Annotated in this window: 6 protein-coding genes, 3 tRNA genes, 1 other RNA gene and 1 pseudogene; 9 read left to right on the forward strand and 2 right to left on the reverse strand. The window is 64.0% G+C overall.

The genetic code is table 11. The features are described 5' to 3' along the window. From C487_RS22145 to C487_RS00330, 3 genes and pseudogenes are all read left to right on the forward strand, one after another. Positions 1-76, forward strand: a pseudogene (locus C487_RS22145) (IS6 family transposase); the annotation flags it as partial. Between the two features lie 127 nt (positions 77-203). Beyond that, an RNA gene (rnpB, locus tag C487_RS00375) (RNase P RNA component) lies at positions 204-675 on the forward strand. A gap of 189 nt (positions 676-864) precedes the next feature. Continuing rightward, positions 865-1,155: a hypothetical protein gene (locus tag C487_RS00330; protein WP_241431040.1), complete on the forward strand. Its 291-nt coding sequence runs from the start codon at positions 865-867 to the stop codon at positions 1,153-1,155. 222 nt (positions 1,156-1,377) lie between these two features. Here C487_RS00330 and C487_RS00335 read toward each other — a convergent pair. Continuing rightward, a tRNA-Arg gene (locus tag C487_RS00335) sits at positions 1,378-1,450 on the reverse strand. A gap of 461 nt (positions 1,451-1,911) precedes the next feature. On the opposite strand from C487_RS00335, the gene C487_RS00340 reads away from it, so the two are divergent. The 3 genes from C487_RS00340 to C487_RS00350 all read left to right on the forward strand — a co-directional run bounded on the left by C487_RS00340 (position 1,912) and on the right by C487_RS00350 (position 4,912). Beyond that, complete coding sequence (locus C487_RS00340; RefSeq protein WP_006183662.1) at positions 1,912-3,378, forward strand: single-stranded DNA binding protein; 1,467 nt, start codon at positions 1,912-1,914, stop codon at positions 3,376-3,378. Between the two features lie 66 nt (positions 3,379-3,444). After that, positions 3,445-3,876, forward strand: a complete 432-nt coding sequence (locus C487_RS00345; RefSeq protein WP_006183663.1) for a histone — start codon at positions 3,445-3,447, stop codon at positions 3,874-3,876. 4 nt (positions 3,877-3,880) lie between these two features. After that, complete coding sequence (locus tag C487_RS00350) at positions 3,881-4,912, forward strand: histone deacetylase family protein (protein WP_006183664.1); 1,032 nt, start codon at positions 3,881-3,883, stop codon at positions 4,910-4,912. Between the two features lie 6 nt (positions 4,913-4,918). Here the strand turns inward: C487_RS00350 and cca are convergent, their stop codons facing one another. Continuing rightward, positions 4,919-6,364, reverse strand: coding sequence for a CCA tRNA nucleotidyltransferase (cca, locus tag C487_RS00355; protein WP_006183665.1), 1,446 nt, complete (start codon positions 6,362-6,364; stop codon positions 4,919-4,921). Positions 6,365-6,459: 95 nt separating this feature from the next. On the opposite strand from cca, the gene C487_RS00360 reads away from it, so the two are divergent. The 3 genes from C487_RS00360 (at position 6,460) to C487_RS00370 (ending at position 8,198) form a co-directional block, all read left to right on the forward strand. Beyond that, a tRNA-Asn gene (locus tag C487_RS00360) sits at positions 6,460-6,532 on the forward strand. Positions 6,533-6,665: 133 nt separating this feature from the next. Continuing rightward, the gene (locus tag C487_RS00365) at positions 6,666-7,253 is read left to right on the forward strand and encodes a MogA/MoaB family molybdenum cofactor biosynthesis protein (protein WP_006183666.1); all 588 of its coding nucleotides are present in this window, start codon (positions 6,666-6,668) and stop codon (positions 7,251-7,253) included. Positions 7,254-8,091: 838 nt separating this feature from the next. Next, positions 8,092-8,198: transfer RNA gene (locus C487_RS00370), tRNA-Ile, on the forward strand. Positions 8,199-8,740: the final 542 nt, after the last annotated feature.

The raw sequence follows: 8,740 nt of genomic DNA on the forward strand, positions 1-8,740 counted from the left end.
CTGTTTTAGCCACGTCGATCCAGCCACCGCAGAAACCTGGCTCCAAGCCCACGCCGTCTGGTGGAATCATGCTTAAGTTAACACGACCGACGACCGAGGAACTTATTCCACAGAGGCCCCTACGAAGACTGGGAGAGAGAGCCTGGCTGCCGCGATGGTGCCACCGGTAACGGCGGCATCACCACAGCCCGGCGCGACTCCTCGAGTCGTGTCAGGCGACACGTGATTCGTCCCATCAGGATGTATCACGCATGCGAGGAAAGTCCCCCCACCTGTTCGGGCAGGTGACCGGGCGCAAGCCCGGAGCGGGAGACCGCTGGCTCTGGAACAGAAACGACACGTCTCGGCCCGACCGATGATGCGCGCGAACCCGACCGAGAGGAAGGGGAGTTGACCCGCAGAGGATGGCGGTCGCGGAGCTGTGGTTCGAACCCACAGGTCGTGGACGCGGTTCGATGTGCCTCGAGCACGAGAACCGCGAGCCGTGAGATGGCGCGAGCCGTCGCACGCACTGTCACGACCGACCGCACACGGACGGCCGAGGATCGATGGAACGGCGAACCCTCACCGGTGCAAGTCCGCGCCGTGGTAGCCCGAACGCACCGCGGCTTCGCCGCGGACGGCGCGGACGCTCAGCCGAATGCCGGGTCGAACAGAAGGGGGCTTACTCCTCTCACCCAGTTTTCGCCCTCGAGCGGTCGCTATCCTCGCAGAAACTCCGACAGAAGTTATTTATTCGCTGTCACGCTTCGTTCTGATATGAACAGCCGCGAAGTCGTCGTCTATCTCGGGGCCATACTGCTGGCGTTCGTGGGGGTACCCGTGGCTGGTTTTGTGGCGTATGTCCTCGGTTTCAACTCAGACATGGTGGAAATCGCAATGGTGCTCGTATTCTACGGGATCGCACTCGGCGGCGGCCATCTGTACCTCGCGCTCCGAAACGAGGGCAGCGACGTGCCACCGTCCGCACGATGGCGATATCTCGCGGTTCTCATCATCCTCCTCGTCACAGGTGCTGTCCTCGCCGTTACCGGTGAGCAGACCATCGCAACGATCGAACTCAGGACGATCGGACGGGCCGTTATCGGCGTGACGATCGTCGGCTACGTCCTGACTGAAGCCGTCGACGGCTATCGGACGGTTCGCTCGAGTTGATTCGCCAATTTCCGCGGACAAGTTTCATCGACATCAGCCGCTCGCTGCTCACGGCTTCGCCGTTCGCTTTCCGTGGCGCTAATGCGCCACGCATCGCTCTCGGTCTGGTGTCGGTAGATGCGTCCTGACGGAGTCCAACGCGAGCGCTAGCGAGCGTTGGGCACGTCAGGACCGAACCCAAGAGCGGGCGCTGAGCAATGCGAAGCGCCCGCGATAAGTGAGCGTCCTGACGGAGATTTGAACTCCGGTCCCTGGCTCCGCAAGCCAAGAGGATAGTCCACTACCCTATCAGGACTCATCTCTTCATACCCCGGTGAACATTAAAGCCCTTTCGAAAGACGCCCGCCGGCACGGGGGTTCGGTGCAACTCCCCGACAGGTCCGTGGTTCGAGTGTCGGGGCCTGGCTCGAGCGACGTGACACGCGGTCCGAGTGCCGAGTGCGTGGAACGGATTCGATGGAGGGGGTCCGAACCGGCATATGCGACGAGTCGACGAGAATCGGGACCGTGATGACCGCGATCGGAAAGCGAGGAGCATACCGATCGCCGCCGGACGTTTATATACGATGAAGCGGCCAGCGTGGCGTATGACTTTCCGCTCGTTCCCCGCCGAAGCGCTGCCGAGACGGTCAATCTCCGCAGGGCTGAACCGAGCCAACACGGCACGCATACGGCTCCTGTCGGCCGATCACGACCGGGTGCCGAGACACCCAATGGATAACGCTTATGCGCGGGCTGACCATGCACGAGCATAGAATGAGCGACATCGAGGGCGTATATGAGGACCTCGAGGCCGACGTTTCTCTCGAGGAGTTTCGCGAGGCCGTCGAGGCGAAAGTCGAGCAGATGGGTGGACTCGCGGACGAGGAGACGGCGGCGATGCTCGTCGCTCACGAAGTCGGCGAGAGCGAGGTCGGCGGCATCGCCGATATCGAACCCGGGATGGAAGAGGCGAAGTTCGTCGCGAAAGTGCTCTCGATCGGCGAGAAACGGACCTTCGAGCGCGACGGCGAAGACGAGGACGGGCAGGTCGTCAACGTCGAGGTCACGGACGAGACCGGCTCCGTTCGAGCGGCCTTCTGGGACGACCACGCCGAAGCAGCCATCGACGAACTCGAGGAGGGACAGGTCCTGCGGATCGCGGGCCGCCCGAAGGAGGGCTTTTCCGGCGTCGAGATCAGCGTGGATAACGTCGAACCGGACCCGGATACCGAAATCGACGTGCAGGTCTCCGATACGTACACCGTCGAGGACCTCTCGCTTGGCCTCTCGAACGTCAACCTCGTCGGCGTGCTTCTAGATACCGACAGCGTCCGCACGTTCGACCGCGACGACGGCTCCGAGGGGAAAGTCTCGAACCTCGTCCTCGGGGATTCGACCGGCCGCGTTCGCGTCACGCTCTGGGACGAGCAAGCGGACCTCGCCACGGAGCTCGAGGCCGGGACCACCGTCGAGGTGATCGACGGCTACGTCAAGGACCGCGACGGCAGCCTCGAACTCCACGTCGGCAACCGCGGTGCCGTCGAGGAAATCGACGCGACGGTCGAGTACGTTCCCGAGAACACGCCGATCGAAGACGTCGAAATCGATCACGTGGTCGACATCGCGGGCGTCGTCCGGTCGGCCGACCCGAAGCGGACGTTCGACCGCGATGACGGTTCGGAGGGACAGGTCCGCAACATCCGTGTCCAAGACGCGACCGACGACATCCGCGTCGCCCTCTGGGGCGACAAGGCCGACCTCGATGTAGGGCCGGGGGACGAGGTCGCACTCGGCGACGTCGAAATTCAGGACGGCTGGCAGGACGATCTCGAGGCCTCGGCGGGCTGGCAGTCGACGATCACGGTTCTCGAGTCCGAGTCGTCCGGCTCCGGCACTGCCGACGACGGATCGAGCAACTCGACCGACGAAAACGCCGGTCTGTCGGCCTTCGCCGGCGACACGGACGACTCGGGCGAGGAGACGGCGGCGGACGGTACCGGCCGGACCGACGCGACGGAGTCGGCCGACACCGCCGGCGCGGCTGCCGGCTCGGACGATCCCGACGACGGCGAGGAACTCGAGTTTACCGGCGTCGTCGTGCAGGCCGGCAGCCCGGTCGTTCTCGACGACGGCGAGACGACGATGAGCGTCGCGACCGACGCCGACGTCGGTCTCGGGGAGGAGGTAACCGCCCGCGGGGTCGTCCGCGACGGGCATCTCGAAGCAAACGACGTATTCTGAGGTCGCGAGCAACCTCATCGTCCGCCTAGGAAAAGCGTTAAGGGAGTCAGCTTCGCCTATGATTATATGAACGTCGAACTCCCGTTCGCCCCGGTGGATACGATCATCCGTCGAAACGCGGGCGATCTTCGGGTGAGTGCCGACGCGTCGAAGGAACTCGCAACGCGGATTCAGGAACACGGGAGCGAACTCGCCATCGACGCCGCCGGGGAGGCCACGGCCGACGGCCGCAAGACGCTCATGGCCCAGGATTTCGGCGTCGAGACGGTCGTCGACAAGGACGCCCTCGAGTTGCCGGTCGCTCCGGTCGATCGCATCGCCAGGCTGGAGATCGACGATCGATATCGGGTTTCGATGGACGCCCGCGTCGCGTTGGCCGACATTCTCGAGGACTACGCGGACAACGTCGCGCAGGCGGCCGCGATCCTCGCACACCACGCCGACCGGCGAACGATCACCGACGACGACATCGAGACGTACTTCTCGTTGTTCGAGTGAGTAGATGCAGTTCGGCTACAGCGAGCTCTGTCTCGCACACGACCCCGGTTCGCGTCATCCAGAGTCGCCGGACCGGCTACGGGCGATCCGAGAGCGGCTGAAAAAGAAACACGGCGTCGAGTACGTCGAGGCCGACCCCTGCGACCTCGATCGGATGGCGGCCGTCCACGAACGCGACTACCTCGAGTCGGTCCGGGAGTTCTGTGCCGACGGCGGCGGCAGTTGGGATCCCGACACGACCGCCGTCGAGGAAACGTGGGAGGCGATCCGCCGCAGTGCCGGGCTCGCCTGCTGGGCCGCCGAGGCGGCCCTCGAGGGTGCGACCGGTCGCGACACGCCGTTTTCGATCGGCCGGCCGCCGGGACACCACGCCGTCTCCGACAACGCGATGGGGTTTTGCTTCGTCGACAACGTTGCCGTCGCGGCTCAGCACGCCCTCGACCACGATGCGTACGACGTCGACCGGGTCGCGATCATCGACTGGGACGTCCATCACGGGAACGGCACGCAGGACATCTTCTACGACAGGGGCGATGTCTTCTTCGTCTCGCTTCACGAACAGGGGCTCTATCCGGGCACCGGCGACGTTGACGAAACCGGGACGGGAGAGGGCGAGGGAACGACGATGAACATCCCGATGCCCGCCGGCACGGACGACCGCGACTATCTGGCCGCACTCGAGGGACCGATCACCGCCGCGCTCACCGACTTCGATCCGGACCTGCTGTTGATCAGCGCCGGCTTCGACGCCCACCGTCACGATCCGATCTCGCGGATTCGCCTCTCGACGGAGGCCTACGCCCTGCTGAGTGACCGCGTTCGATCCCTCGCTGCCGACACCGACGCGGCACTGGCGTTCGTTCTCGAGGGCGGGTACGGGCTGGACGTCCTCGCGGACAGCGTCGCACTCGTCCACGAGACGTTCGACGGGCGGGAACCGATAGCACCCGACGACGAACCAGGCGACAAAGCGGAATCGGCGCTCGAGGACGTTATCGACGCCCACGACCTCGATACCACGCCGGAGGAGTTCTAGCCGTTTTCAGGGACGCGGTGCGAAGTAATCGGCGAGCTCCGATCCGAATTCGTCGAGCAGCGTCACGATGTCGTCGCCGCTCAGTACCTCGTAGCCGTCTTCGAGCGCCGTTTCGACGTGTGCGCCCAGTCCCACGTCGAAGAGCCGGTCGCTCTCGAGGAACTCGCGGGCAGTCGTGAACGCCCGGTTGCGCTCGGTGACATAGCGGCCGCCCTCGATAAAGGGACCGTAGGCGTCGGAATCGTCGACGTAGGCGTCGTAGAACCCCTCCGCGTGGTTGCGGACGTGGACCGGCGGCCCCTCGTGGCGCTCGACGGCGGGTCGCTCGCTGACGGCGAGTTCGACGAGGACGGCTGCGGTCTCGTCGGCGACTGCCGTCGCACGGAAGACATCGAATCCGCGGCCATCGAGGCCGGTCGTGATACCGTCGAGGGACTTCTGTAGCTGCGGGTACAGCTGGTCTTCGACGAGGTCCGGGGCCTCGAACCGGACGGCGACGGGCGTGGTCCCGCGGCGCTCGAGGTGGTCCCGCAGGTCGACTTCGGTCAGCGGCTCCGGGTCGTCGGGTTCGAACACGTCGATTCGGGGACGCTCGAGGAACGACCGGGCGTAGTGTTGGAACCGGGCGACGTTGTCGGACGCGCAGACGGCGGCGACGTTGCGATCGGGGTCGGTCGGGTCGATAACGACGAGCGGGTCGTCGAACGTTTCCCGGCCGTGCTCTTCGGGATCGAGTTCGACCGGTGGCTGCCAGTCGGCGACGGCGGCGAGCAACGGTCGAAACCCGCCGTACTCGACGACGAGCAGTTCGGTGAGGTAGCCGCTAAAGCCCCGCGTCCGAAGGTCGCTCCCGTAGGCACCGATGCCTTTCAAGAACTGTTTGGTGAGCCGAACGTCGGCGGCCAGTTCATCGTCCAGCCGTTGCTGCAGGTACCTGGTGTGGAACGGCGTTCGGTCGACCGCCGAGCGAATCTCGCTCGCCGACTCGAGGCGAAAACAGGGGACGACGTCGATCTCGAACCCCTCGACGGTCCCTTTGACGTAGGGATGTTCGGCGTACTCCTCGTGGCCGTCGGGGATGGTGGCGTGGCCGACCTCGAGACCATAGTCCGCTAACGTCTCTCGGTCGAGCGACGGTGGAAAGCGGACGAAAATATCGATGTCGCGGTCGCCGCTGATCCAGGTGTTGCGGGCGGTCGAGCCGACTTGTAGGACGTCGGTGTCGGCACACAGTTCCGCCGCCGCCGTTTCGGCCCGTTCCATGAGCCGATCGGCGACGTCGCGAAGCCGCGTCCGTTCGTCTTCGTCCGGATCGACTCGATCGCGAACCGCCGCCACGACCTGCTCGAGATCGCGAGTACCGTCCCGATCGTCGGTCTCGCCACCAGTGTGGTCGCCGCAGTGGCTGCTCGTGGGACCGTGATCGACGCCGTCGCCGTCCTCCTCGCTCATTGGGCGTGCGTACTCGAGCAGTGCGTGAAAGGGTATCGAACCCGATGCGGGGAAAACGAAAGCCCTATTAAATACACCCGACTATCCGATGATGGGCCGAAGTAGCTCAGATGGTAGAGCACCTCGCTGTTAACGAGGTTGTCCCAGGTTCGAGTCCTGGCTTCGGCGCTTCTTCCCGATTTACCGGCCGTCGCTCGTTCCGACGGCTTGGATTCCCGTCCCGATCGAGCAGTGAACCCGTCCGCGGTCGATCGCGGCCATCGGGGGAGAGATTATCCCCCTCCGCCGGCGTTATGGATATATGACTAGCGATACTGACGACCGACGGAGTACCGACGACCACGGCCACGACATCATCGATCCGCTGTACGTCGGGATCGTCACGGTCTCGAGTTCGCGGGCGGGCGACGAGAACCCGGCCGATCCGGGTGGAGATACCATCCGTGACTGTTTCGAGGCCGCGGGCCACGAGGTTCGAGAGCGATTGCTGGTCCGGGACGACTACTCGGCGATCCGGACCGCGGTCCGCGGACTGGTCGCACGTCGGGACATCGACGTAGTCTGTACCACCGGCGGGACGGGGGTCACCGCCGACGACGTCTCGCCGGAGGCGGTCTCGTCCCTGTTCGAGCGCGAACTGCCGGGCTTTGGCGAACTGTTCCGGTCCCTCTCGTGGGACGAGGTCGGTACTCGAGCGATGGCTTCGCGTGCGACGGCCGGACTCGCGGTCGAGACGCCGGTCTTCTGTCTCCCGGGTAGCGAAAGCGCCTGCGAAACCGCCTGTAAGGAACTGATCGTTCCCGAAGCCCCACATCTCGCCGGGTTAGCGACGCGACATCGCACGGACGGGACCGATCAGTCGCTGGTCGAGTACGGGATCGAAGACTGAACGACCGTCCCGTCCCCCATTTTGGCCGTGGCGGGTAGTAGCCGTCCGCGCCGTCACACGCTCGATCGATGCCGAGCAGCGCGTGTCACCGATCCGAACTAATCTCAAAATAATATTTTACTTGTCCAAGTACACCTTTACAATCGGAGCGCGTCGGAAGCGGCGACGCCAACGGATCGAGTCGCTCCTCTCCCTCGTCGGACTCGACGAGCGCCACGCCCAGTGCCGTCCTCACCAACTCTCCGTGGGCCGAGCGGGTCGCGCTTGCGCGTGCGATCGCGCATCGAGCCGTCGCTGATCGTCCTCGACGAACCGACGGCCGCGCTCGACGTTCCCGTTCGTGCGCAGGTGTGAAACCTGCTTCTCGACCTCCAGGCGCGATTGACTGTGCGTTCGTCCTCGTCAGCCACGATCTCGGTCTTGTCCGCCACCTCGCCGATCGCATCGCCGTGATACGTGACGGTCGACTCGTGGAGTCGGGTACCGCAGAGTTGTACAAATCCCGAGCGCGCGTACACGAAGCGACTCCTCGCGGCAGCGATCGGGCTCGCGTATCCGGAATCGGACCCACGGGACGACCGCTGCGAGTTACTGAGGGACGCTCCCAGCCGCGACGGCCGTTGATTCAGCCCTCGTCTCGGTCTCGACTCGCCCCTTTCCGCTGCCACCGACAGTGATTCGCCGCTTCCCGGCTCGCACCGCGCACGTCGAAGTGCAGCCTCACCACTGACTCCGGCTACCTGCTCCGTCACCCCGCGGTGCGATCGCTCGAGTTGAGCGACTCGAGCGCGACAGAGAGTAAGGGTTAACTATATTCCACGGTTTCCTTCAAGCGCAAGGGCCCTTAGCTCAGTCTGGTTAGAGCGCTCGGCTCATAACGCGACCTGACTGTGTGAGGTCGTGTGAGACACCGAGTGGTCGATGGTTCGAATCCGTCAGGGCCCATGGAAGGTAATTTCCCTTTTCGAGAAACGTTCCACTTGCAGGGCCATTTGACCGCTAGCGACTGGTATGAAACAGACGAACCGGACCATCACTCGATCCGACACAGTGTTCTCGATTCGACTGCAGTACCTCAATTGTGTTTATCAACCGGCCAGCTATCCGATAGCGACCCAGCCAACGTCGGTATCGGTGGAACAGTAAGTCGTTCGCTCGGTGTGTGTTACTATCTATCTCCGGACCTATGGTTCGTAGGCCTTAAGTAGTAACCAGCGATTGTGATTATATACGAAGAAAGAGGCGGCGTGCGTGGTGCACTCCGCTGCTTTGGATGGGTTCAGTCCGAAGGGGTTATGTACCCCAGACGGCCTACGAATACATCCGCACGAGATGAGGATTCCACCCCTGCGGTCCGCCGTACAGATGGGATCTGATGTTAGCCTTGGTAGTTCGGTGACGCCCGATCGGTCGACGATCCGTGTGTCATCGAACGTGGACCATTGTGTGAGTGTGTACCAACATTCACCGCCAACAGACCCTCTCCC

The organism is Natrinema pallidum DSM 3751, from assembly GCF_000337615.1.
Lineage (GTDB): Archaea > Halobacteriota > Halobacteria > Halobacteriales > Natrialbaceae > Natrinema > Natrinema pallidum.